This is a genomic window from Halorussus aquaticus (genome assembly GCF_024218795.1).
Classification (GTDB): Archaea; Halobacteriota; Halobacteria; order Halobacteriales; family Haladaptataceae; genus Halorussus; species Halorussus aquaticus.
Genome location: NZ_CP100400.1, coordinates 276,619 through 297,529, shown reverse-complemented (window position 1 = coordinate 297,529; position 20,911 = coordinate 276,619). Strand labels below are relative to the sequence as shown.

The following is a 20,911-nucleotide window of genomic DNA, read 5'->3' as shown; positions in this document are numbered from 1 at the left end:
GTGGCAAACGTCATCGTCTGTCGGAGGCGGTGTCTCGTCACGTGTACGCCGTGGCTCAAAGCGAAGCACATACAAGCCCCCGTCCGATGTATTGCGATATATGAGTTGGAAAGAAGCAGCAGAACCAGTACTCACCCGGATGCCCTCGGTGAGGCGTCCGGAGGGCCACGTTCCGTTCAAGCGGAAGCTTGGATGGACCGCGGGCGTGTTGGTTCTGTATTTCTTCCTCACGAACGTCTTCCTGTACGGAGTCAACATCGGAGGCCAAGACGCCTTCGGCCAGTTCCGCTCGATTCTAGCGGGCGGACAAGGGACAGTCCTCCAACTGGGCATCGGTCCGATCGTCACCGCATCCATCGTCCTCCAGTTGCTCGGCGGCGCGGACCTGCTCGGACTCGACACCGACGACCCCCGCGATCAGGTGCTGTACCAGGGTCTCCAGAAGGTGCTGGTGGTCGCGATGATCTTCCTGACGGGCCTGCCGATGGTGTTTGCGGGCGGCTTCCTGCAGGTGGACCCGCAGGTCGTCCAGAGTCTCCCGTTCGGTTCGATGGGCGTCAAGTGGCTCATCTTCGCCCAGATCGCGGTCGGCGGCATCCTCGTCCTGTTCATGGACGAGATCATCAGCAAGTGGGGCGTCGGGAGCGGTATCGGCCTGTTCATCATCGCCGGGGTCAGTCAGAAACTCCTCGGCGGTCTGTTCGCGTGGCCGAGCCTCCCCGGCCAGACCGGTCTCGTCCCGACGTGGATCGGGCTGATTACCGGGAGCGCCGAGAACGTACCGTCGCTGTTGACCGGGAGCGGAATTCAGTACCTGCTCATCGGCGACGGCAACGTCATCGCGCTCGTCACGACGGTCCTCATCTTCGCCGTCGTCGTGTACGCCGAGAGCGTCCGGGTCGAGATTCCCCTGAGCCACGCCCGCGTCAAGGGCGCTCGGGGTCGCTTCCCCGTGAAGCTCATCTACGCCAGCGTCCTGCCGATGATCCTCGTCCGGGCGCTGCAGGCAAACCTGCAGTTCCTCGGCCGCATCCTCTACAACCAACTCGGCGCGAGCGGGATGCCCGACTGGCTCGGGACGTACTCGCAGGGGTCGCCCACCGGCGGGTTGTTCTACTACCTCGCACCGATTCAGCAACCGAGCCAATGGATGTGGTGGGCCGGGACCATCGGGCAGGAGCCGTGGCAGGTCATCCTCCGGGTCCTCATCGACCTGACGTTCATGGTCGTCGGCGGTGCCATCTTCGCGATCTTCTGGGTGGAGACCACCGACATGGGGCCGGAGGCGACTGCCAAGCAGATTCAGAACTCCGGGATGCAGATTCCCGGCTTCCGCCAGAACACCGGCGTTATCGAGAAGGTCATGGAACGCTACATCCCGCAGGTCACCGTCATCGGCGGCGCGCTCGTCGGCCTGCTGGCCGTGCTGGCGAACATGCTCGGCACCATCGGCGGCGTCTCCGGGACGGGCCTGCTGCTGACGGTGTCCATCACCTACAAGCTCTACGAGGAGATCGCCGAGGAGCAGTTGATGGAGATGCACCCGATGATGCGCGAGATGTTCGGATAGCTCCGGTCTCAGAAGTCTCGAACGCTACCTCTCTTTCGTACCGACGATTCTGACCGAGTAGCCGCGGCGATTCGAAACTCCACCACCGACGTTTCGCCGCGCCCGGCCGAGAAACCGCTACGGACCCGCACCGGCGTCGTCCGGCGTGTCTTCGAGGAGCGTCTCGGCCCGTTCGCGCAGCGACTCCGGGAGGTCTCCGCCTTCGGCGACCTCGCGCAACATCGACTCGCACTGGGGATGTGCGAGACCGGACAGCGCCTGTTCTCGATACGTCTCGTCGAGGTCGTCCTCGCGCGCGAGATCGGCGAGTCTGTCGCACTCGTTGGCGGTTTGGAGTTCGCCGATGGCTCGCTCGCGGGCCGCCGCGTCGCTCGACTCGTCGAGCGCGGTCTCGAAGTCGTCTTCTGGTGTACTCATACGGACCAACGGCTGTTGAACATCGAACGCAATATTCCTGCGGGCCGACGGCTCGGTTCGCCGTCGGAGTCGGCGTGACGGCCGCGCTCTACCCGTCGAAGTCGTCGAGCCACGACGTGACGACTTGCTTGACTGCCCCGGTGGTGCTACCGAGGTTCAGTATCTGGTACCCCGAGTCGGCCTTCTTGTTCACGTCCTCCATGCCGAACCCGAGTCCGCCGAGCGGGACTCCGGCGTCGGTACTCGCCCGCTCTACCTCCGCCACGGCGTCCTGAACCTCCTGATGGTTCGGTTCGCCGGGATGGCCGAACGACACTGCGAGGTCGAGCGGACCGACGAACGCGAAGCCGAGTTCGGGCACGTCGAGAATCTCGTCGAGGTTGTCGAGCGCCGTCCGGTTCTCTATCGTCACGCCGACGAGCGTCTCCTCGTCCTCGGTCCGGACGTAGTCGTCGGCCGTCCCCCAGCGACTCGCGCGGGGATTGGCGAACCCCCGGTCGCCCGCGTCGCCGTCGTACCGGAACCGGGAGGCGCGGACCGCTCGCCGGACCTCCTCGGCCGTCTCGACCCGCGAGACGAAGAGGTTGCGGACGCCGGCGTCGAGGGCCTTCCGCACGAGGGCGGGGTCGGGCGTCGGAATCCGCACCAGCAGTTCGACCTCCGTCGCGTCGGCGGCCCGGAGCAGGTCGTCCAGTCGCTCGCCGTCCCACGGACTCGGCCCCGCGTGTTCGAGGTCGAGCCAGACGAAGTCGAGACCGAGTTCGCCGTAGAACTCCACGAGCGTCGGACTGTACGTGTTGTCGAGGACGCCGAGCGCCACGTCGTCGCCGTCGAGGAGACGGCGGAGGCGATTCGTTCGCGGTGATTCGGCCATGGGAAAGGCGACGGCGAGGAGTCCAATAAACGTGCTTGCTCGGTCGTCCCGGCGAGAGGCCGGGCCACGTCCGCCGTCAGAAACGTTCCGATTCCGCACGCGAACCCCTATCCGACGCGCTCGGCGGCGGGGAGTTTCTTTGCTCTCGCTCGCGTCAGTGCGTGCGTGACCGAGTTCGACATCATCGTCTTGGGCGGAGGAACCGGCAACGTCGTCGCGTCGGCCGCGGCCGAGGAGGGACTCGACGTGGCGCTGGTCGAGCGCGGCCGACTCGGGGGGACCTGTCTCAACCGGGGCTGTAACCCCTCGAAGAAGTTGATTCACCGTGCCGACGTGGCCGAGGTCGTCCGGCACGCCGGGTCGCTCGGCGTCGAGACCAGCGTCGAGAGCGTCGCGTTCGCCGACATCGTGGACGAGGTGAACGCCGAGATAACCGCGGCGGCCGAGTCGAAGGCCGAGCGCGCCCGGAAGAACGACCGCATCACCTTCTACCAGACCGAGGGCCGATTCGTGGACGAGCGGACCGTCGAGGTCGATAGTGGCGAGGGGAGCGAGACCGGGGACGGCGACACCGAGCGACTCACCGCCGAGCGCGTCGTCCTCGCGGGCGGGTCCCGACCGCGGATTCCGGACTCCATCGAGGGGACCGACGAGGTCGGGTTTCTGACGAGCGCTGACGCCCTCGCGCTCCGCGAGCGCCCGGACCGCCTCGTAGTCGTCGGCGGCGGGTACATCGCGGCCGAGATGGGTCACTTCTTCGGCGAGATGGGGACCGACGTGGCCGTCGTGGGCCACGCAGACCGCTTGGTTGACCGCGAGGACCGGGACGTGGCCGAGTTCGTGACCGACGCCTACGCCGAGCGTCACGAGGTCCACACCGGCTACGAGGTGACGGAACTCGCCGAGGACGGCGAGGCGGGCGACGGGGCCGAATCGAAACTCGTCCGGGCCGAGTACGAGGACGGCGACGAAATCGAACTCCGGGCCGACGAGGTGCTGATAGCGACAGGCCGGAAGCCGAACTCCGACTCGTGGAACGTCGAGGCCGCGGGCATCGACACCGACGAGAAGGGGTTCGTGGAGACCGACGGGTACCTCGAAACGTCGGCCGACGGTGTCTGGGCCATCGGCGACATCGCGGGCAACTACATGTTCAAGCACTCGGGCGACAAGGAGGCCGAGTACGCGGTCCGGAACGCCGTCCGCGGCGAGCGCGCGTCGGTCGAGTACCCCGGCATGGCCCACGCCATCTTCGGGTCACCGCAGGTCGGGAGTCTCGGGAAGACCGAAGGGGAACTCGACCGCGACGACTACGAGGTGGGGACCTTCGAGTACGACCGGACCGCACTCGGGTCGGCGCTCGCCGAGGACGGGTTCGCCAAGGCCATCTCGGCCCCCGACGGCGAGGTTCTGGGCTTCCACGTCGTCGGTCCCCACGCCTCGATGCTGGTCCATGAAGTCGCCACCGCGGTCGCCGCCGGGGGCGACGCCGACGCCATCGCCGAGACGATTCACGTCCACCCCGCGCTCTCGGAGGTCGTACAGGGCGCGTTCCGGGAGGTCCGGGGGCACCCGCCGACCGGCATCTGAGGCGGAGACGCGGCGTGTCACCCGGCCCCACCGCCGACGGTGAACGGTACTCTTTTCTCGGTGGTATCGAAACGCGCCGGACGAGTTCCGGACGCCGCCCGCTCTCCCGCCCGTTCTCTGGGTTCACAGGGGTCGGTAGCCGCGCGTCTGCGAGACGCGAGACGGACGCGACCGCGAGCGGGCGGCGTCCCCGCCCCCATGAGCGAGAAACCCTCCCCACACGACTCGGCCGACGCATCGAGCGACCGAACAACCGACGATTCGAATCCCGACTCCGCCGGTCCGAACGCGGACCGCAAAACCGGCCCGGATTCGGCGACCGAACCGGACTCTCCGAGTGCCTCGAACCCGGACTCCGCGAGCGACCCGAATCCCCCGACCGACCCGGACCCCGCGACCGGCCCCGACGCAAGCGAGGTGTCGTTCCGGGTCGAGGTGCTGAAGGGCGCGACTGCGAAGTTCCTGATGTTCGTCGTCGGTCTCGCGGGGTCGATGTACATGGCGCGGGCGGTCGGTCCCGCGGTGTACGGCGGGTTCTACCTCCTGCTGTCGCTGGCGCAGTTCGCGGCCCGGTTCACCCACGGCTTCGCGGGTGCCAGCCAGAAGCGACTCGCCGAGACCGACACCCCTAACGGCGAGATTCTGGGCCTGACGCTGGGCACCATCGGTCTGAACAGCGCGGTCGTCGCGGTCGGGGCCGCGGCGTTCGCCGGACCGCTCCGGGAGTACACCGGCGTCGCCGACGCGCCCCTGCTCGCGGTGGCGCTGTTCGTCGCCATCTCGACGTTCGTCCCCATGCAGTTCTTGCTGGCCGGTACCGGCCGTGTCGGCGTGACCAACTGGATAGACCTCGGTCGGACCGCGGTCCGACTTCCGCTCCAGTTGACGCTGGTCGCGCTGGGATTCGGCGCGGCCGGGATGGCTGGCGGCCTGATAGCCGCGACCGCGGTCTGCGTGCCCGCCACGCTCTACTGTCTAGGCGTCCGGCCGGAGTGGCCGTCCCGCGAGACCGCCGCCTCGGTGTGGTCCCACGCCCGATGGAACGTCCTGACGAACCTCACCGGCAAGGCATACACCCGGTTCGACGTGTTCCTCATCGGTGCGCTCGTGTCGGCGAGCGTGGTCGGCGGCTACGAGGTCGCGCTCGAACTCACGGTGCCCGCGACAATCCTCTCGAACGTCATCCTCGACGGCCTGCTCGCGCGGGTCAGCAACCTCGCCAGCTTAGACCGCGACGTCGGGCCGGAGATTACGCGGGGGCTGGCCTACAGTAGTCTGCTGGCGGTTCCCGTCTGCGGGTTGGCGCTCGCGCTCGCTCGGCCCGCCGTCACCGCCGTCTACGGTCCGGAGTACGCGAGCGCCGCCGGGTTCGTGGCCGGACTCGGCGTCTACCGGGTGGTCCAGACGCAGCGCGAACCCCTCAACGACGCCGCGAAGGCGCTGGACCGCCCGGACGCCACGTTCCGGGTGAGCGTGGTCGCGCTCGCGGTCAACATCGTAATCGGCGTGCCGCTGGTCTGGTACGGGTCGGCGCTCGGCGCGGTCGCGGCCACCATCGCGGCCGAACTCGTACGCTGGGCGCTCCTCCACCGCGTGCTGGCGGCCGAGGGCGCGGCCGTCTCGCGCGTACCGTCGCAGGTCCGCTCGCAGTTCGCGGCCGGGTCGGCGCTGGTCGTCGCGGTGTTGGCGGTCCGGACCGCAGTTCCGGCGGCGACGACCGCGTGGTACGGACTCGCCGGACTGGCCGCGGCGGGACTCGTGACCTACGGAACCGTCCTGCTCGCCATCGACGCCGACGTTCGCGGGGTCGCCCGGCGCACGGTCGGGGACGTGACTCGGGCGGCCCGAGTCGCGCGCCGGTGGAGCGTCTCGGCGGTCCGACCCTGAGTCGTCCGTCGCCGAGAGCGGGCCGACGCGGCCACCTCGCGGTGACTCGAAGACGGGAAGGAGAGAAAAGGCGCGGGCGTGCCGGGCCTAAATCCGGTGGAGTCGCGTCGTCCAGAACTCGCGGAAGGCGTCGTCGAGGGCGTCTCTCGGGTCGCCGGTGGCGTCCACGGCGCGGGTCGCGTCGGCCCGCTCCTCGAACTCCCCCAGCAGGGTGCGCTGGCCGACGACGTAGAGGCGGTCGGCGGCCGAGTCCGCCAGCACCGCCTCGATAGCCGCCTCGCACTCGTCGAGGTGTTCGTCTATCTGGGCGTCGCGGCGGCGCTCGAACCGGCCCTGCGAGAACCCGCCCTTCGAGTGGTCGGACTTCACGTCGCTCTCGAACCCCTCGAAGTCGCGGCGCTCGCGGCCCTCGTAGGTGCCGAGCGCGAACAGGTCCGACCGGACCAGCGCCAGCGCGAACGTCCCGGTCGGCAGGAACCACTCCCGGTCGAGGCGAAAACCGTCGCTCCACTCCGCGAAGGGGTCGGGCGCGACCGGGGGCGCGAGCGCGGCGCTCACGAGACCGGCGTCGTCGGTGACCGCGAGGCAGGGAGCGGCCCGGCCGACCAGCGCGGCGTGGTCGCCGAACGCGGTTTCGACTTCTTCTGGGAGGTCACCGTCGCCCTCGACCATCGCGGTCAGCGCGCCCTCCGAGTCGGTCTCGACGGATTCGAGGCGCGAGAGGACCTCCGCGAGTCGGTCGCCGCGGACGGTCTCGACGCCGGGCGACGCCGACTCCGCAGCGGACCGTCGCGGCCCGCCGACGCCTCGGAAGTCGAGGTCGGCACCCCCGTCTCCCGACTCGGTGCGCTCGACCCGGTCTTCCAACTCGGTCACGCGGTCCTCCAACTGGTTGACTCGCTGTTCGGCCTCCTGCCGGGCGGTGGCGGCCTCGGCGCGGCGCTCCTCCTCGGCCTCCAGTTGGCGTTCGAGGTGACGCTTCTCGTCTTCGAGGTCGGCGATGCGGTCTTTCAACGCCGCGCGCCCGAGCAACTCGTCGAGCATTCGGCGGAAACAGCGGGCGGAGTGGTCTTGTAGCTTCTGCTTGGGGTCGGGCAGTGGCGCAAAACGCATCGGCCCCGCAATATCTATATATTTTTGGGTGTCAAATATATACTTTCTGCGCTACGTTTATGAGCTTCAGGCGGCTACTCCCGACTAACCAATGACAGAGGGAAGTGGGGTTCGGCGGTCCAGAGGTCACGCATCGAAATCCGACGAGACGATACGAAACGACGCTGAAATCGGCGATTGGGCCGAGTTGGCTTCACCCGGAGAACCGGTCACGCTGGCTCGGTTCGCCGCTCCCAGAACCGACACCGAGACCGCGCTGGCGGTGTTCGCCGACCCGCACCTCTCGACCGACAAGGAGGGGACGTGGAAGGCCTACCACCGGACCGAGGACCGCCTCCGGGCCGCGGTCGCCGACGCCAACGACCGCGGCGTGGACGGCGTCGTGGTCGCGGGCGACCTGACCGAGGACGGCCGCCCCGCGGACTTCGACGGCGCGGCCGACGCGCTGGCCGACCTCGACGCGCCGTTCGTCGCGGTGCCGGGCAACCACGACGTGCCGAAATCGTTCAAGGGCCACGACACGCCGCCCGTCGAGGAGTTCGCCGAGCGCTTCGCGCCCGAGGAGTTCCCGTTCCGGACGCGGTTCGGCGGCGTGGACGTGCTGGGCCTGAACTCGGCGTCCGCGCCCGACGGCGAACTCGACGCCACGCACGACGGTGCCGTCTCCGAGGACCAACTCGCGTGGCTCGAATCGACGCTGCCCGAGACCGACGCCGCGCTGGTCGTGAGCCACCACAACCTGCCGGGACTCGACTCGTGCGTCGGCGAGGAGGGCTACGCGCCCCATCCGCCGGTCGGCGACGCGCCCGCGTTCGTGGACGCGCTGGCGGGCCACGACGCGCTCCACCTCTCGGGCCACGTCCACTTGCCCGCCGCCGTCAGCGGGGCGGCGTCCCGAACTGCGGACGGGCGAGACCAGCGAGCGGGCGGCGTGCGGGGACTGGTCTGTCCCGCGCTCTCGTCGTTCCCGCAGGCGTACGTCCTCGCGGAGGTCGGACCGGCGGGCACGACGATTCGGCTGGTTCCCGTGGCCGACGAGACGGGGGTCGAGGAGGCCCGCGAACTCGCCGAGAACCACTCCGAGCGGAGCGCGGACATCTGCGAGATGGTCGAGACACAACTGTCGGACCTGCCGCTGGTGGACGAGCGGTAGACTCGTCGGACCGATTACTCCCGATTCGAGGGTGCAAGCTCTTCTATCGTTCGCTCGGCAATCTCGTCGGGCGCGTTGCTCGGAATCGTCACCATCGGTCGCGTCACGCAGTCGATGTCGGCGACGGCCGCGAACTGCTCGCGCGCCTGCGCTGGCGTGCCCGCGACCCCGAGTGCCGCGACCATCTCGTCAGTGACGCGCGCCGCAGCGACGTCCCGGTCGCCCTCCCGCCACGCCTCGGCGACCGCGTCCGCGGCGTCGGGGAACCGCTGGCCGACCGCGCGCTGGTACCCCCGGCCGTTCCCGACGTAGTACGCGACGTGGCCCCGGATGACGTCTCTCGCCTCCGCTGGGTCGTCGCTGACGGCGGCCGGGACGTACGGCGCGACGTCTACGGACGCGTCCCGCCCGGCCGCCTCCATCCGGTCGCGGATGTACGCGAAGTTCTCGTCGAGGTCCGGAAACGGGACGTTGTGGGGAATCCACCCGTCGCACAGGCGCGCGACCACCCGCCGGTTCGCCTCCCCGAGCGCCGCGTGGTAGACGGGCACGTCGGCGTCCAGCGAGGGGAAGTCCCGTACCTCGAAGATTTCGCCCTCGTAGTCCACCCGGCCCTCGTCACCGAGGAAGGCCCGAGTGAGTTCGATGGTCTCGTGGGCGCGCCGGACCGGGTTCGGGTCGTCCCAGTCCGCGCCGTGGAGGTCCTCGACGGCCTTCTCCGTGGACGTGCCGACTCCGAGGCGGAATCGGCCGTCCGAGACCCGGTCGAGCGTGGCGGCGGTCATCGCCAGCACGGCAGGCGTGCGCGAGAAGACGTTGACGATGGCCGTCCCCAACGCCACCTCGTCGGTGCGGGCGGCGATGTCCGTGAGCCTGACGACGGCGCTCGTCCCCCAGAGTTCGCCGAGCCAGAGACCGTCGTAGCCCAGTTCCTCGGCCCGGACGCCGAGTTCGGTGGTGTCCCGGTCGGCCGTCTGCGGGAGCAACAGGTCGGTCGGCATGTGACGACACACCACGTGGGTGGTGAAAAAACCGGTCGTCGTCGGTTCTCCGAGTCGTCGTTCACTCGCTCCCGTTCACCGGTCCTCGGATTCGTCCACCACGTCGTTGGCTCGTGGCACGTCGTCCGGTCTCTGCGCGCCGTCCGATGTCCGCGCGCCATCCGATGTCCGCGCGCCGTCCGTTTCCGACGAGTCGTCTGGTCCCGACGGACCGTCCGACTCGGTCCGCGCTGGCAGGTCGTACCGCTCCCGGCCGAAGAACCCCCTGAGCGCGAGCATCGTGCCGACGTAGGAACCGGCGACGAGGACCAGGAAGCCGAGGACGAACTCTATCATACCGACGGTTCCTCGCATCACGACAGTAAAGCTATCGCTCGCAGGCGTCGAAAGTACCGGGAGAAGGCCGCAGTTGTCGGAGTCAGTCCGCGGCGACGGGAGTTCGACGCTCGTCGCCGACCATCGCCAGCACGTCGTCGAAGAAGTCGAGGCTGTCGTGCGGACCGGGGTTGGCCTCGGGGTGGTACTGGCGCGTGATGACGTCGAGGTCGTCGCTCTCCAGTCCCTCGGCGGTGTCGTCGTTGACGTTGACCTGCGTCACGTCGAGTTTCGGACCGGGTTCGGCGACGGTGTAGCCGTGGTTCTGGGTGGTCATCACGACCCTGTCGCTCCGGAGGTCCCGGACCGGTTGGTTGACGCCGCGGTGGCCGAAGTCCATCTTCTCGGTGGTGCCGCCCAGCGCGCGGGCGACGATCTGCTGGCCGAGACAGATGCCCGCGAGCGGAATCTCGCCCACGAACTCCTCGACCAGCGACTGGGCGGCCGCGAAGTTCGCGGGGTCGCCCGGCCCGTTCGAGACGAACAGCACGTCGGGGTCGAGGTCGGCGACCTCGCCCGGCGAGACGTCGTACGGCAGGACGTGGACCGTCGCGCCGCGGTCGAGCAGCGAGTCGGTGATGCTCCCCTTCGCGCCGCAGTCCACGAGCGCCACGTCGGGACCGTCCCCGCCCTCGAAGGTCTCGCGTTGGGAGACGCTGACCTGCGCGCCGATGTCGGTGTGGTCGCTCATGCCGGGACAGTCCGCCAGCGCCTCTTTCGCCTTCTCGGGCGAGGCGTCGGGTCCGGCCGAGATGCCGCACTTCATCGCTCCGCCCTCCCGAATCTGGCCCACGAGGTCGCGCGTGTCGAGTTTGTCCACTGCGGGGACGCCCTCCTCGGTGAGCCACTCGGCCACGTCGTCGGTGAGTTCGCGCGCGACGACCGCACGGGGGTGGACTCGGTCGTCCTCGAAGCGCTCCTCTCGGACGCCGTAGTTCCCGATGAGGGGGTACGAGAACGTCAGGACCTGCTCCTCGTAGGAGGGGTCGGTCAGACTCTCCTCGTAACCCGTGTACGCGGTCGTGAATACCAGTTCCCCGTGGGACGTGCCCGGAGCGCGACAGCGTGCCTCCACGACACTGCCACCCTCCAGTGCGACGTATGCGGCCGTCATTACGAGATTCATACGAAACACGGGCGTATAAACCTTGCTTTCGTAGCGAGATTACGAATTTCGTAATCGTCAAGTGGGGTCCCCGTCTATCTACGCATCTCGATGGACGAACTGGACCGCGAAATCTTGAGCATCTTACGTCGAGACGCCCGAAAACCGTACACCGAGATCGCCGAGCAGGTCGGAACCAGCGAGGGGACGGTTCGCAATCGCGTCGAGCGCATGACCGACGAAGGAGTCATCGAGCGATTCACTATCGCCACCCAGACCGGTAACGTGAAGGCGATGATAGAACTCGACGTGGCGGTGGACGTGAACACCTCGGACCTCGGCGAGCGAGTGGCCGACTGGGAACAGGTAGACTTCGTCTGGCAGGTCTCTGGCGAGGAGGACATCGTGCTGGTCGTGGACGCCGCCGACACTCAGAGCGTGAACCAACTGATTACGAAGGCGCGCGAACTGGAGGAAGTGGTGAACACGAAGACGCGGCTGATTCTGGACGAGAAACTCGGGTAGGTTCGTCGTCTGCCTGTCTCGTAGGGCGTATTCGTAGCTCCGCGAACGTATCGGGAGTTCGCAGGTGTGTGGTCAGACGAGAGACGTGGTCAGACGAACGATTCGCTCAGGCGAATGTGGTCAGACGGAAGAAGCTAGCGCCACGCTTGAGCAAAGGAGTCTTCCGCACCGCCTCGTACGCACCGCAACCGCGGCCTCGTACCTCCCCATCCTCCTCGCTCGCGTCGCTCGCTCGTCCCTCGCGCGGACGGGCGCGGCGCACGTGAGCGCCGCGCCAGCACGCGCCGGGTGAACGGATAGAGTTCTCGCGCGTACGACCGACGAAGCCTCTCGACCTCCGCGGTTTCACGGGCCGAAAAACGAGCGATTCGAAATCGAGCGCCGCGGCGATTCGACGGTCCTCAGTTACCGCCGTCGAAGCTCACCTCGGCGATGCGGGTGTTGTAGGGGTCGCGCTCCTCGGCCTCCGGCGGAATCTCGGTCTCCGGCGAGTACTGGCTGACGGTCCAGAACCGCCCGGACTGGGGGTCCACCGAGACGCCGTTGTAGTCGCCCCACCGCAGGGGGTTGGCCACGGTGCCGAAGCCCTCGCCGAAGTCGTAGTTCGACGCGCCCTCTTGGACGACCAGCGCGTCCTCCAGTTGCCCCGCCGGGAAGTCCTCGGTCCGCCCCGCGACGACCGACTGAATGTAGGTGTCGGGACCGCTCACGTTGTGCGAGATGACCGCCGTGCCGTCGTCGGCCCCGACCGTCGGGATGTAGTAGGAGATGCCCGGTTCGCCGTAGACGCCGCTCTGGACCACCGACCGCGAGGCCACGTCGATTTCGTACCACCGAATCGCCGCGACCGCCCGCCCGTCGCCGTCCCAGTCGTACTGGATGGTGTGGGCGGTCCACAGCGACCCGTCCTCGAAGTCGGCGTTCATCAGGCGCGTGCCGAGCGTGTCCACGTAGTCGGTCTCGTCGCCGCCCTTCTGGCGGGCCGCGGGCGGATAGCTGTAGGGGTCCACGTCGAGCGTGAAACACTCCAGCGTGGGGTCGCCGACCGGGTCGGTCAACTCCCAGAGCGTGAGCGTCCCGGAACTCGGCGTGGGGAAGTCGCTGTTCACGAGGTAGTACGTCCCGGAACTCCCGCCCGAGAGCGGTTGGAGCGCCGGTTGGACCGTGAAGGTCTGGCCGTCGGCGTCCGGGTCGCTCATCCCCGTGAAGTGGTTGCCGGTCACGTCCCCGCCCGCGTACATCGCGGCCTTGTCCAGTGCGACCATCGTCACCTCGAACACGTCGCCGAAGAAGTTCTGAGCGAGGTAGACGGCGTCGCGGTCGAGTCCGAGCGTCGGATAATCGACCAGTCCCTCGTTGCGAATCGGCGGGATTCGGTAGACGTGCCAGTCGCCGTTCGGGTTCCCGGTGGCCGATACCGCGACCACCCACCACCCTCGGGGCGGACGACTCACCTGCACGTCCTCCAACTCCCCTTCCTCCAGCGTCTCGCGGTCGATGACCTCGCCGTCGGTCGTCAGACCGGGTTCGTACTGGGTCGCCGCGACGACGAACCGGTCGCTCTCGCGGTCGTAGCGCGCCCGCGGGTCGAACACGAACGGTGCGCCGTAGACGAACCCGCCTTCGGGTTCCGTGATGACCGGTTCCCAGAGGCGTTCGAGCGGGAACTGGTGTTCGCGCCGACCGGCCTGCTTGTTGAAGATGGCGACCTGCCGGTTCAGGGCGTGGAGGACCTTCCCGTTGCCCGCCGCGACCTGCGAGTCCGAGGGGACGCCGCCCCGCGTCTCGCTGGCGTTCACGCCGTCGTACTCGGTCCTGACGCCCAGCGGACCGGGGTCCTCGACGTTCGACTCCTGTGCGGCCCGCCGGGGCGGTTGTCTCCCCTCCCCGTCGCTGGCGGCCCGACGGAGGTCGGTCGCGGTCTCGTCGCCGCCCGGACTCGACGCGGCGACGGAACCCGGCGTCTCGCCACGGGCCTGTTCCGACCGAATCTGTCCGAGGTTCACCGTCGCACCCGCGTACGTCCGCTCGAAGGGGCCGTCGGCGCAGTCGGTCCGTGCGGTCGCGACCTCGCCGCCGAATCCGGCGAGCGACAGTCCACCGATTCCGACGCCAGCGGTCTGTAGCAGTCGGCGGCGGTCCATCGACAGGCGGTCGTTTCGGTTCGAGTCCGAAGCGTCGTCTCCCGTAGTTCCTCTCATGGTGCAGTCCGATTCAAGCATCGGCGCGTTTGGAGTTAGTTAATCAGCATCTACTCGAACCTAACTTACGAAACGAAGGCGAAAATTTATCACAGTACACGTAGTAACTACGTGGATTTCTTCGAAACGAACTGTCCGGGACGACTCTGCGACGACTCCACCGTCGTCACTGATTCCAGACGCGACTCGGAGAAGGGTGACCGACGCTTCCCTCGGCAGTCGCCCGCGCTACGTCTCCACCCGATACTGATACGGCGACGACCGAATGACCGTCACGTCGCCGTCGCGGGCGCGCCGTCCGAGGATGGTGGCGACGCTGTGGGCACTCTCGAACGATTCGCCGTGAGCCTCGAGCAACTGGAGGATTTCGCGCGCGGTCAACGGTTCGTCGGCGTCGGCTTCGGCGAGGACGGTTCGGATCCGGTCGTATTCCCTCGCGCAGTGAGCCATGCGTCCGTTCAGGTATGCGAGTGATTACCACTTAATCCTCAGTCAGACGAGCGTCAGACGATTATTCGGGAGTTGAGAAATCCGATAGGAACCGGGGCGACCGACCTCAGACCGCTTGGTCGTGCGGCCCGGAGAAGTCGCGTTCGCGCCGGTACTGTTCGACGAACTCCGTCACGTCGAAGTCCAGCATGTCGTCCTCGAACTGGGCCATCGCGCTGTCGTCGTCGGCGTGACTGACGGCGTGTTCCATCAGTTCCACGAGGAGTTCGACCACGATTTCGTGGAGGCGACGCGAGTCGAACTCTGTCAGCCACACGAGCGTGTAGCCCACGTCTTGGTCCTCCTCGACGTTCTCGCTGACGACCTCCTCGGGAAACTCCTCCAGCACGACGCCCATGACGTGGGGCGTACCGAACTCGCCCAAATCGTCGTCGGTGTCGATAGTCGCCCGGAGGACGTCCACGAGGAACTCGGGGACGAACCGGGACGGCGGGTGTACGTCGGTCACGACAGCGTGATTCTCGCCGCACGCGCACTCGTACTCGCGCATGCCCATGTCGAGGTCGTGAACGTGCACTGACTCACCACAGGGGAGGTCGATTTCGGCCCCCCGACCGCCCGGAACGCGCGGTTCTGCCATACGAGGCGCTTAGGCGCTCGGGTGTTTAAAGGCCGCGACTACCGCTACCGGTAACCCGCACTCGGCGTTTACTCCCGAGACCGTCGCCGATTCAGGGCCAGTCGTCGCGCTGGTCCTCTTCGACCGCGTCACTTTCGTCGTCGGTCTCGTCGGCGAGTTGCCAGTCGGCGGCCTCGGCGGCCTCGCTCACGTCGAGGAACTCCCACTCGTGGTCCTCGGCGAGGTCCCGGTCCCCGTCGGTCGTCCCGACGAAGACGTGGCGGTCGGTGTCGAACTGCTCGCGGACGCTCTCGAGGCTCTCGCCTTTCCCCTTCGGGCCGGAGAAGAAGTCCTGTCGGATGCGGTTCTTCCGGGTGAAGTTGGTCACGACGTAGGTGGGTTTGTCCGAGACGACGCCGACGTACTTGCTCCACCTGCGTGCGTCGTCGAACACCGTGCCGGGTTCGGCCAACTCCTCCAGCGCCGAGAGTTCGAAGGCGAGAGTCATCTCGCCGCTTCCGTTCATATCCTTCTCTCGGCCCGTGGCGGGCAAAACGCCTTCGGTCCGGAATCAACGACCTCGAATCGGAGTCGGCGCGTTCGGTCCGGAGTCGCCCTGCGTCGCCGCCGCTGGCCACTATCGAGTGAGGTCTGGCGCGGGCGAGACCGAAATCCGACGCGGTCGGGACTCAGGCGAGTTCGACCCGCAGATACTCGGAGAACACGACTACCGGTTCGTCCGCGAACTCGGTGGCGAGTTCGGGCGTCACCGTAACGGTCGTTCGGTCGTCGTACTCGGCGACGAACTGCTTGGCGGTCTCGGGTAACTCGTCGAAGTGTCGGACGGGCGCGCCGGACGGGACGGTCGTCGTCGGACGGAGGTGAAGGGTTCGCCCGTCACCCTCCGCTCCGGAAGTCGTGTTCGAGGACATTATGCTACACGGTACCAAATGTCTCGGTGTATCTTAAACCTTCTGGCGAGCGGAACCAACCGACACCGTCGATAGATGTACCTCCCGGACGCGAGCATCAGAAACGAATCGGTCTAAAGAGAACGGCGAAACGGAGAGTCAGAAGCGATAGGCGTCGTCTTCGTCGCCCAGCGAGCGCTCGGTGGTCTCCATCATCTCGTCGGCGAACTCCATCTCGTCGCGGGTGTCGGTCTCCATCGTGGTCTGGTACTCCTTGATGCCGAGCGAGAGTATCTCCTCGAGGGCCTCCTGGCGGTCCACGAACTCCTCCTGAGAGACCAGTTGGTCGATCTGCATGTCCACGTCGTCCGACAGGGCGATTTCGAGTTGGGGCATGTACGTCGGGTAACGGTTCCACCTACAACAACGTTGGGGACTGTCCCGTCTCTTCCGATACCGCGCGGCGACCAGTGATTTGGGCGTCCGGAACGTCTGGCGACGCATGGCGAGCGTAGACACTCATCTCCGGCGTATCGCCGCACTCGCGGACGAGGAACTCGACGAGCGCTCGGGGCCCTCGCCCGAGGACCACGAGTACCGAGAGGCGTTGGAGGCCATGCGCGCGCTCGGCGGCGAGTCGGCGGTGGACCGATTCGCGGACGACCTGAAGCGGTCGATACGCAAGTCCGAGACGCTCCCGCAGGAACAGTCGGTGCGGTCGCTCGGGCGTGACATCTGCGACAGAGAGGGGTACGAGATTCCGGACGACTCGTGGTTCGCGCGGTGACTACTGTTCCTGCGGAATCGCCAGTTCGTCGGGGTCGAAGTCCTGCTCCAGCAGAACCTCCTTCTGGTCGGCGACCTCGACCTCCTTCCGGATGAGGTCCTTGTACCGACCCTGCGGCGCGATGTCGCCGATGAGGACGCCGCCGACGAGTTTGCCGTCCTTGAACGCGAGGCGACGCCACTCGGTGTCGCTGTACTTGCGCTCGCACTCGTCGTCGCCCAGCGTCGGGAAGCCGAAACTGAGGAACGGGAAGTCGAAGTGGGTGATGGAGTACGAGGAGACCCAGCGGAACTCCTCTTCCTCGCCGTCGGCGACCATGTTCTTCGCGGCGATCTGGCCCTGCTCTTTCGCACTGCCCCACGACCCGTTCTGCGCGTACTGGTCGAGGATGGTGTCGTAGTACCGGGTGATGTCACCGGCCGCGTAGATGTCCTCGACGTTGGTCTGCATGTACTCGTCGACGACGATGCCGCTGTCCTCCTCGATGCCCGTGCCCTGCAGGTACTCCGTGTTGAAGTTCAGGCCGATGGCGACGCCAACGAAGTCGCTCTCGTACTCCTCGCCGTTCGCGTCGATGGTCGAGACGACGCGACCGTCGTCGTCGGTCTCGAAGCCTTCGACGCCGCTTTCGAAGACCGGTTCGACGCCTTTCTCCTCGAGCGCGTCGTGGATGATCTCCGCGCCGTCGAGGCTCAGGCCGTAGCGCCACCAGCGGTTGCCCCGCATGATGTACTTCGCATCGACGCCCTGTGCCGCACAGACCGCCGCGAGGTCGATGCCGAGCAGGCCCGCGCCGACGACGACGCCGGTGTCGGCCTCGTCCGCGTGCTGCTGAATCTTGCGGGCGTCCTGGAACGTCCAGAAGTGGTGGATGCCCTCGGCGTCGCTGTTGTCCACCGGAAGCTGAGTCGGCGTGCCACCCGTGGCGACGAGCAGTTTGTCGTACTCGAACGTACCGCTATCGTAGGTGTGAACCTCGTGAGCGTCCGGGTCTACGTCCGTGACGAACGTGTTGAGTTCGAGGTCGATGTCTCGCTCGGCGTACCACTCCTCTTCGTGGATGGAGATTGGCGCTTCGGGGAGCTTTCCTTTGGCGAACTCTTTGATGAGGATGCGGTTGTACAGCGCCTCACCTTCGTCTGTGATGACGGATACGTCGGCTTCCGGGTCCTCCTCACGGATGGTCTCCGCGGCGGAACTGCCCGCAACCCCGTCACCGATTATCACGTACGACTCGCTCATAACCGGAACTTCATCTTCGGGGTTAAAGTGGGTTGCTATCTGCAAATCGTGGGAGCGATTCACGAACGGACGGGCTTTTGGGCGTCGCGTCCTAATCGCCTCACGATGAAGATAAAACAGAACGTCCGCCACTTCGCGTCCCGGAAGGCGCTGGAACTACCGGTGGTCTCGGACCTCGTGAAGAACAAACTCGTGGACCTCCACACGCGCATCTTCATGGAGAAGGCCGACCCCGACCACCGCGAGGAGCGCCGGGAACACCTCGACGCCTTCTTCGAGGCGACGATGGACACCTACCTCGCGGCGCTCCAGCAGGGCGCACCCGAGGCCGAGGCCCGCGAGATAACCCACGTGCAGGCCAACTTCGACTTCTACAACCACGGGTGGACCGAGATGATGGAGTTCCCCGTGGACGAACTCGGCGACCACTACGACCGCTACGAGACCTTCTTCGAGCGCCACGGCATCTCCATCGACGACCCGCTCGGAGAGTTCGGACCGCCCGCCGGTCTCCCGGCCGCGCCCTCGACGCCCGAGAAGTTGGAGGAACCCGAGCATCCCTACGCCGAAGGCGGGTTCGCCGACGACGTGTACGTCGAGGACGAGGAGGGTAACGTCCACGTCGGCGGTCAGGACGAACCCGCGGACGTGAACGTCACGGACGCGCCGGGCGTCAGCGACGAGGACGCCGAGGCGTAACCGACGCTACTCGGACGGGTGTCTCTGACCGAGGCGCGGTCGGGTCGGTAAAAATCCGAGTTCGCGTCGATTACCGGGACGGGACGACCGTCACTGCCCGCTCTGTTCGCTCCCCTGATTCTCGCCGCCGTCGCTCGACTCGCCCGACGATTCCCCTCCCGAGGAACCCTCTGCCTTCTCCTCGGCGGTCTCGGCGGCACCCTCGATTTCTTCGGACGCCTTCTCGCCGCCCTCCTGAACGCTGTCGGCGGCCATCTCCCCGGTCTCGCGCACTCGGTCGGCGGCCTCGTCGGCGACCGTCTCGCCGGTCTCCTGGATCCGGTCGGCCGCTTCCCCGGTGGCCGACTCGGTCCGCTGTGCCACCTCGCCCGAGCGCATCTCGGTTTCGTCGGCGACCTCGCGGGCGCGGTCGGTCGCTTTGGTGACGGCCTTCCCGACCGACCCCGACCGCTTTCGCAGCACGTAGCCGAGGCCCACGACTGCCCCGACGAGGAACAGTTTCGTGAGGACACCGCTTCCGCCACCGCCGCTACTCTTCCCGCTTTTGCCACTCCTTCCGCCTCCGCTACTTTTGCTTCCGCTGCCACCGCTACCTCCGACGGTCTTCTTCACCGCGTCTTTCGCCGCCGTTTCGAGCGTCTCCTCTGCGGCATTCTCGACGGTCCCTGCCATCGCGCTGCTGCCGCCGCCGCTCCCGGTTATCCGACCGAGTAACGCACGGAGGTCCACGACCAGGTACGGGCCGACCGTGCCGTTCCCGCCCGACCCGGACGAGCGTCCGGTGTCTGGCGCTTCCATCTTCAGTTCGAACGCGTCCATCAGCGAGCGACTCCCGCTACGGCCGGTTCGTTTCGTTCCCCCTTCCTGCGACTCTCGTGACAGAATACTACTCATGGTTCTCCCCAGTGAGGATACGGGAAAATCGCGGAAAAGTATTCTGGGCCGTTTCGGCGGTGTGGCGGTTCCGCTCGGCCGATTCCGACTCCGAGAGAGGCGCTACTCGGGCCGGACGACTTCCTTCCGGCCCGCGATGCGGTCGGCGCACTCGTAGCCCGCCACGATACCGCCGTTCAGGCTCCGCTCGGGGTACTGCGCGCGACTCGCCATCCCGGCGTAGTAGATACCTTCGGCGATGTCGTCCGAGAGGTCGTAGGGAATCACCGTGTCGAGGTAGCCCCGCTCGTAGATGGGCGCGGCGCGGGGGTTCTTGGCGAGGCGGAACTCCTTCACGTGCGAGCGGTCCCACTCGGGGAACATCTCCTCGACGTGGCCGAGCCACAGGTCCTCGACTTCGCCCTCGTCCATCTGCCAGAGGTCCTCCTCGTAGTCCTGAATGTAGCTGGCGACGTACAGCAGGTGGTCGCCGCCGTAGTTCTCGGGCGGCATGTAGTTGGTGTGTTCGATGAGCGCGCCGAAGGGCGCGTCGTGGGCGACGTTGAGCCAGTAGGTGTCGGTCAGCGCCTCGTCCATCGTCACGAGCGCGCAGACCGCACCTTGGAAGTCGATGTCACACTGGTAGCCTGTGAGGTCTTCGAGGACGTTGGGCATCGCCGCCACGACGACGTCGTCCACCTCGTGGGTCTCGGTGGTGATTCCGCCGTCGGCGGCCTCCGCCTGCGCGCCCTCCGACACGGCCCCGTCCTCCGCTACCGCGACGGTCACGCTCTCGACGCCCCCGTCCTCGATGCCGACCTCCTCCACGCGGGCGTTCGTGGTGATGTTCTCCCGGCCGACCGCCTCCACGAGCGCGTCGAGCAACTGCCCGAACCCGCCTTCGAGGTAACCGAGCGGTTCACCCCGGAGCAGGTCGCGTTCGCCGCGGAACTTGATGCGGCCGAGTAGCCACGCCGCGCTCACGTCGTCCTTCCGGTCGCCGAACTTGGCGTCGAGAAGCGGTTCGAAAAAGCCCTCGTAGACGCCGTTGGAGGTGTGTTCCCGCAGGAAGTCCTCGATAGGCACGTCCTCGAAGTCCTCCAAGTTCTCGTAGGTGTCGAACTTCGGAATCCCGCCGCGAACGTCTATCTCCTGTGTGAGCATCGCGAGGCGGAACTTGTCGTAGACGCTCATGTGGGGGTAGGCCAGAATCTCCCACGGCTTGTCCATGGGGTAGACCGTTCCGTCCCAGTAGTAGGCGTTCTTCCCGATGGGCCACTCCAACCGTTCGCCCAGTCCCAGTTCTTCGATGAGGTCCACGATGGTCTCCTCGGAGGCCGAGAGGTGGTGGTAGAACTTCTCCACCGGGTCGCCCGCCGTCTCGTACACCGCGGCGAGACCGCCGATCTGGTCGCTGGCTTCGAACACCTGCACGTCGTGACCGTGTTGCTGGAGGCGGTAGGCGGCCGCGAGACCCGCGATTCCCCCACCGACGACACCTTTCATACCACAGCGTTCG

The 20,911-nt window shown here is 67.0% G+C and carries 22 protein-coding genes; 7 read left to right on the top strand and 15 right to left on the bottom strand.

Annotated features, from left to right (window positions below; translation table 11 throughout):
- Window positions 1-100: 100 nt before the first annotated feature.
- Window positions 101-1,570 carry a preprotein translocase subunit SecY gene (gene secY, locus NGM06_RS01515; protein ID WP_254268614.1) on the top strand — a complete coding sequence of 490 codons (1,470 nt, stop codon included), beginning with the start codon at window positions 101-103 and terminating at the stop codon, window positions 1,568-1,570.
- 117 nt (window positions 1,571-1,687) lie between these two features.
- On the opposite strand, the gene NGM06_RS01510 is transcribed toward secY, so the two are convergent.
- Window positions 1,688-1,987: a hypothetical protein gene (locus tag NGM06_RS01510; protein ID WP_254268613.1), complete on the bottom strand. Its 300-nt coding sequence runs from the start codon at window positions 1,985-1,987 to the stop codon at window positions 1,688-1,690.
- 88 nt (window positions 1,988-2,075) lie between these two features.
- Window positions 2,076-2,861 carry an HpcH/HpaI aldolase family protein gene (locus tag NGM06_RS01505; RefSeq protein WP_254268612.1) on the bottom strand — a complete coding sequence of 262 codons (786 nt, stop codon included), beginning with the start codon at window positions 2,859-2,861 and terminating at the stop codon, window positions 2,076-2,078.
- A gap of 165 nt (window positions 2,862-3,026) precedes the next feature.
- On the opposite strand from NGM06_RS01505, the gene NGM06_RS01500 reads away from it, so the two are divergent.
- Both NGM06_RS01500 and NGM06_RS01495 read left to right on the top strand, forming a co-directional pair.
- On the top strand, window positions 3,027-4,451 hold the full coding sequence (locus NGM06_RS01500; RefSeq protein WP_254268611.1) for a dihydrolipoyl dehydrogenase family protein: 1,425 nt from the start codon (window positions 3,027-3,029) through the stop codon (window positions 4,449-4,451).
- A gap of 198 nt (window positions 4,452-4,649) precedes the next feature.
- Window positions 4,650-6,338 (top strand): lipopolysaccharide biosynthesis protein, encoded by a 1,689-nt coding sequence (locus NGM06_RS01495; protein WP_254268610.1) that lies wholly within the window; start codon window positions 4,650-4,652, stop codon window positions 6,336-6,338.
- An 87-nt stretch (window positions 6,339-6,425) separates the two neighbouring features.
- Here NGM06_RS01495 and NGM06_RS01490 read toward each other — a convergent pair whose 3' ends face one another.
- Window positions 6,426-7,382: a Vms1/Ankzf1 family peptidyl-tRNA hydrolase gene (locus NGM06_RS01490; protein WP_254268609.1), complete on the bottom strand. Its 957-nt coding sequence runs from the start codon at window positions 7,380-7,382 to the stop codon at window positions 6,426-6,428.
- 160 nt (window positions 7,383-7,542) lie between these two features.
- Here NGM06_RS01490 and NGM06_RS01485 point away from each other — a divergent pair, with 160 nt between their 5' ends.
- The gene (locus NGM06_RS01485; protein WP_254268608.1) at window positions 7,543-8,604 is read left to right on the top strand and encodes a metallophosphoesterase family protein; all 1,062 of its coding nucleotides are present in this window, start codon (window positions 7,543-7,545) and stop codon (window positions 8,602-8,604) included.
- Between the two features lie 14 nt (window positions 8,605-8,618).
- Here the strand turns inward: NGM06_RS01485 and NGM06_RS01480 are convergent, their stop codons facing one another.
- The 3 genes from NGM06_RS01480 to carA form a co-directional block, all read right to left on the bottom strand.
- Window positions 8,619-9,605 carry an LLM class flavin-dependent oxidoreductase gene (locus NGM06_RS01480; RefSeq protein ID WP_254268607.1) on the bottom strand — a complete coding sequence of 329 codons (987 nt, stop codon included), beginning with the start codon at window positions 9,603-9,605 and terminating at the stop codon, window positions 8,619-8,621.
- A gap of 75 nt (window positions 9,606-9,680) precedes the next feature.
- Window positions 9,681-9,941, bottom strand: coding sequence for a hypothetical protein (locus tag NGM06_RS01475; RefSeq protein WP_254268606.1), 261 nt, complete (start codon window positions 9,939-9,941; stop codon window positions 9,681-9,683).
- A gap of 82 nt (window positions 9,942-10,023) precedes the next feature.
- On the bottom strand, window positions 10,024-11,094 hold the full coding sequence (carA, locus tag NGM06_RS01470) for a glutamine-hydrolyzing carbamoyl-phosphate synthase small subunit (RefSeq protein ID WP_254268605.1): 1,071 nt from the start codon (window positions 11,092-11,094) through the stop codon (window positions 10,024-10,026).
- A gap of 102 nt (window positions 11,095-11,196) precedes the next feature.
- Here carA and NGM06_RS01465 point away from each other — a divergent pair, with 102 nt between their 5' ends.
- Window positions 11,197-11,610, top strand: coding sequence for an Lrp/AsnC family transcriptional regulator (locus tag NGM06_RS01465; RefSeq protein ID WP_163520184.1), 414 nt, complete (start codon window positions 11,197-11,199; stop codon window positions 11,608-11,610).
- A gap of 401 nt (window positions 11,611-12,011) precedes the next feature.
- Here NGM06_RS01465 and NGM06_RS01460 read toward each other — a convergent pair whose 3' ends face one another.
- The 6 genes from NGM06_RS01460 to NGM06_RS01435 all read right to left on the bottom strand — a co-directional run bounded on the left by NGM06_RS01460 (window position 12,012) and on the right by NGM06_RS01435 (window position 16,187).
- The gene (locus tag NGM06_RS01460; protein ID WP_254268604.1) at window positions 12,012-13,811 is read right to left on the bottom strand and encodes a hypothetical protein; all 1,800 of its coding nucleotides are present in this window, start codon (window positions 13,809-13,811) and stop codon (window positions 12,012-12,014) included.
- A 228-nt stretch (window positions 13,812-14,039) separates the two neighbouring features.
- A complete protein-coding gene (locus tag NGM06_RS01455) occupies window positions 14,040-14,261 on the bottom strand; it encodes a hypothetical protein (protein ID WP_254268603.1) in 222 nt (73 codons plus the stop codon).
- A gap of 106 nt (window positions 14,262-14,367) precedes the next feature.
- Window positions 14,368-14,901, bottom strand: a complete 534-nt coding sequence (locus tag NGM06_RS01450) for a DUF5815 family protein (RefSeq protein WP_254268602.1) — start codon at window positions 14,899-14,901, stop codon at window positions 14,368-14,370.
- 91 nt (window positions 14,902-14,992) lie between these two features.
- Window positions 14,993-15,406, bottom strand: coding sequence for a DUF7124 domain-containing protein (locus NGM06_RS01445; protein WP_254268601.1), 414 nt, complete (start codon window positions 15,404-15,406; stop codon window positions 14,993-14,995).
- Between the two features lie 163 nt (window positions 15,407-15,569).
- A complete protein-coding gene (locus NGM06_RS01440) occupies window positions 15,570-15,812 on the bottom strand; it encodes a DUF7979 domain-containing protein (protein ID WP_254268600.1) in 243 nt (80 codons plus the stop codon).
- Between the two features lie 138 nt (window positions 15,813-15,950).
- Window positions 15,951-16,187 carry a DUF7120 family protein gene (locus NGM06_RS01435; RefSeq protein ID WP_163520177.1) on the bottom strand — a complete coding sequence of 79 codons (237 nt, stop codon included), beginning with the start codon at window positions 16,185-16,187 and terminating at the stop codon, window positions 15,951-15,953.
- Window positions 16,188-16,293: 106 nt separating this feature from the next.
- On the opposite strand from NGM06_RS01435, the gene NGM06_RS01430 reads away from it, so the two are divergent.
- A complete protein-coding gene (locus NGM06_RS01430; RefSeq protein WP_254268599.1) occupies window positions 16,294-16,578 on the top strand; it encodes a hypothetical protein in 285 nt (94 codons plus the stop codon).
- Here the strand turns inward: NGM06_RS01430 and NGM06_RS01425 are convergent, their stop codons facing one another.
- Window positions 16,579-17,820 (bottom strand): NAD(P)/FAD-dependent oxidoreductase, encoded by a 1,242-nt coding sequence (locus NGM06_RS01425; protein WP_254268598.1) that lies wholly within the window; start codon window positions 17,818-17,820, stop codon window positions 16,579-16,581.
- A 105-nt stretch (window positions 17,821-17,925) separates the two neighbouring features.
- Here NGM06_RS01425 and NGM06_RS01420 point away from each other — a divergent pair, with 105 nt between their 5' ends.
- Window positions 17,926-18,519, top strand: a complete 594-nt coding sequence (locus NGM06_RS01420; protein WP_254268597.1) for a DUF6149 family protein — start codon at window positions 17,926-17,928, stop codon at window positions 18,517-18,519.
- Between the two features lie 90 nt (window positions 18,520-18,609).
- On the opposite strand, the gene NGM06_RS01415 is transcribed toward NGM06_RS01420, so the two are convergent.
- Window positions 18,610-19,413: a hypothetical protein gene (locus NGM06_RS01415; protein WP_254268596.1), complete on the bottom strand. Its 804-nt coding sequence runs from the start codon at window positions 19,411-19,413 to the stop codon at window positions 18,610-18,612.
- A gap of 102 nt (window positions 19,414-19,515) precedes the next feature.
- Window positions 19,516-20,898, bottom strand: a complete 1,383-nt coding sequence (locus tag NGM06_RS01410) for an NAD(P)/FAD-dependent oxidoreductase (RefSeq protein WP_254268595.1) — start codon at window positions 20,896-20,898, stop codon at window positions 19,516-19,518.
- Window positions 20,899-20,911 lie beyond the last annotated feature (13 nt).

What these genes read in the sequence shown, in the direction of transcription:
- secY (WP_254268614.1), top strand. Translation starts at nt 101, where the DNA reads ATGAGTTGGAAAGAAGCAGCAGAACCAGTACTCACCCGGATGCCCTCG.
- NGM06_RS01510 (WP_254268613.1), bottom strand. Translation starts at nt 1,987, where the DNA reads ATGAGTACACCAGAAGACGACTTCGAGACCGCGCTCGACGAGTCGAGC.
- NGM06_RS01505 (WP_254268612.1), bottom strand. Translation starts at nt 2,861, where the DNA reads ATGGCCGAATCACCGCGAACGAATCGCCTCCGCCGTCTCCTCGACGGC.
- NGM06_RS01495 (WP_254268610.1), top strand. Translation starts at nt 4,650, where the DNA reads ATGAGCGAGAAACCCTCCCCACACGACTCGGCCGACGCATCGAGCGAC.
- NGM06_RS01490 (WP_254268609.1), bottom strand. Translation starts at nt 7,382, where the DNA reads ATGCTCGACGAGTTGCTCGGGCGCGCGGCGTTGAAAGACCGCATCGCC.
- NGM06_RS01485 (WP_254268608.1), top strand. Translation starts at nt 7,543, where the DNA reads ATGACAGAGGGAAGTGGGGTTCGGCGGTCCAGAGGTCACGCATCGAAA.
- NGM06_RS01480 (WP_254268607.1), bottom strand. Translation starts at nt 9,605, where the DNA reads ATGCCGACCGACCTGTTGCTCCCGCAGACGGCCGACCGGGACACCACC.
- NGM06_RS01475 (WP_254268606.1), bottom strand. Translation starts at nt 9,941, where the DNA reads ATGATAGAGTTCGTCCTCGGCTTCCTGGTCCTCGTCGCCGGTTCCTAC.
- carA (WP_254268605.1), bottom strand. Translation starts at nt 11,094, where the DNA reads ATGACGGCCGCATACGTCGCACTGGAGGGTGGCAGTGTCGTGGAGGCA.
- NGM06_RS01465 (WP_163520184.1), top strand. Translation starts at nt 11,197, where the DNA reads ATGGACGAACTGGACCGCGAAATCTTGAGCATCTTACGTCGAGACGCC.
- NGM06_RS01460 (WP_254268604.1), bottom strand. Translation starts at nt 13,811, where the DNA reads ATGAGAGGAACTACGGGAGACGACGCTTCGGACTCGAACCGAAACGAC.
- NGM06_RS01455 (WP_254268603.1), bottom strand. Translation starts at nt 14,261, where the DNA reads ATGGCTCACTGCGCGAGGGAATACGACCGGATCCGAACCGTCCTCGCC.
- NGM06_RS01450 (WP_254268602.1), bottom strand. Translation starts at nt 14,901, where the DNA reads ATGGCAGAACCGCGCGTTCCGGGCGGTCGGGGGGCCGAAATCGACCTC.
- NGM06_RS01445 (WP_254268601.1), bottom strand. Translation starts at nt 15,406, where the DNA reads ATGAACGGAAGCGGCGAGATGACTCTCGCCTTCGAACTCTCGGCGCTG.
- NGM06_RS01440 (WP_254268600.1), bottom strand. Translation starts at nt 15,812, where the DNA reads ATGTCCTCGAACACGACTTCCGGAGCGGAGGGTGACGGGCGAACCCTT.
- NGM06_RS01435 (WP_163520177.1), bottom strand. Translation starts at nt 16,187, where the DNA reads ATGCCCCAACTCGAAATCGCCCTGTCGGACGACGTGGACATGCAGATC.
- NGM06_RS01430 (WP_254268599.1), top strand. Translation starts at nt 16,294, where the DNA reads ATGGCGAGCGTAGACACTCATCTCCGGCGTATCGCCGCACTCGCGGAC.
- NGM06_RS01425 (WP_254268598.1), bottom strand. Translation starts at nt 17,820, where the DNA reads ATGAGCGAGTCGTACGTGATAATCGGTGACGGGGTTGCGGGCAGTTCC.
- NGM06_RS01420 (WP_254268597.1), top strand. Translation starts at nt 17,926, where the DNA reads ATGAAGATAAAACAGAACGTCCGCCACTTCGCGTCCCGGAAGGCGCTG.
- NGM06_RS01415 (WP_254268596.1), bottom strand. Translation starts at nt 19,413, where the DNA reads ATGAGTAGTATTCTGTCACGAGAGTCGCAGGAAGGGGGAACGAAACGA.
- NGM06_RS01410 (WP_254268595.1), bottom strand. Translation starts at nt 20,898, where the DNA reads ATGAAAGGTGTCGTCGGTGGGGGAATCGCGGGTCTCGCGGCCGCCTAC.